This is a genomic window from Wolbachia endosymbiont of Drosophila seguyi (genome assembly GCF_028981765.1).
GTDB lineage: Bacteria > Pseudomonadota > Alphaproteobacteria > Rickettsiales > Anaplasmataceae > Wolbachia > Wolbachia pipientis.
Window position 1 is genome coordinate 1 of the sequence record NZ_JAPQLM010000066.1, and the last position, 695, is coordinate 695.

General features: G+C 41.0%; 1 protein-coding gene. It reads right to left on the minus strand.

All coding sequences use genetic code 11. The features are described 5' to 3' along the window. Positions 1–83 precede the first annotated feature (83 nt). On the minus strand, positions 84–371 hold the full coding sequence (locus OZD62_RS01285) for a hypothetical protein (RefSeq protein ID WP_010962862.1): 288 nt from the start codon (positions 369–371) through the stop codon (positions 84–86). Between the last annotated feature and the right edge of the window lie 324 nt (positions 372–695).

Below are 695 nucleotides of genomic sequence, written 5' to 3' on the forward strand. Positions count from 1 at the left end.
TCTCATCTTTACCCCGTACTAAAATTTCAGATATTATAGCCTTTTACTTGTTTCCGGACAACCTCTAAGTATATAAAAAGGCTTTATCTAGTAAGGCTTTTTAAGGTTGGCTGTATTTTATTTTTTACGTATACCGGATCACAATCAGCCAATATACATGTGTGCACAAAATCTTGACTAAAGTCTGACAACCAAGAAATTGCCTTACGTTTTTCTACCAAGCTTTCTGTTTTTTTACAATTACTTGCTGCATCAATCATTGCCTGCGCTATTACTGATTTCCACAGCAAATAATACCTTTGTATATCATCTGACGTACTATTTGTTTCATAGTGGTTAAAAAATTCTTTAAAATTGAAGTTGTTTGACATAATGATACCTCTTTGGATTGAAATTTGAAATGATTTGAGTTTATGTCGCCACAGCAGATTCCGCTAACAAGCAGCGGGATAACGAATTACTTAACCGTCATTACACCGTCATACCGCGATTCATTCGCGGTATCTCGCTAACAAGCAGCGGACCGTCATACCGCCGCGGCGCTAACAAGCAGCGGGATGACGGTTGTCAGGCCAGCGCCCCCATGATGTCATTCAAGTAGCTGACACTGGTTCCTTTATGACGGCAGTGCCCCTATGGTGTCATCCCAGTGTTCCTATGATGTCATCCCAGTGCCCCTATGGTGTCATCCCAGT

Coding starts and splice junctions, on each gene's coding strand:
- OZD62_RS01285 (WP_010962862.1), bottom strand. CDS start 371: ATGTCAAACAACTTCAATTTTAAAGAATTTTTTAACCACTATGAAACA.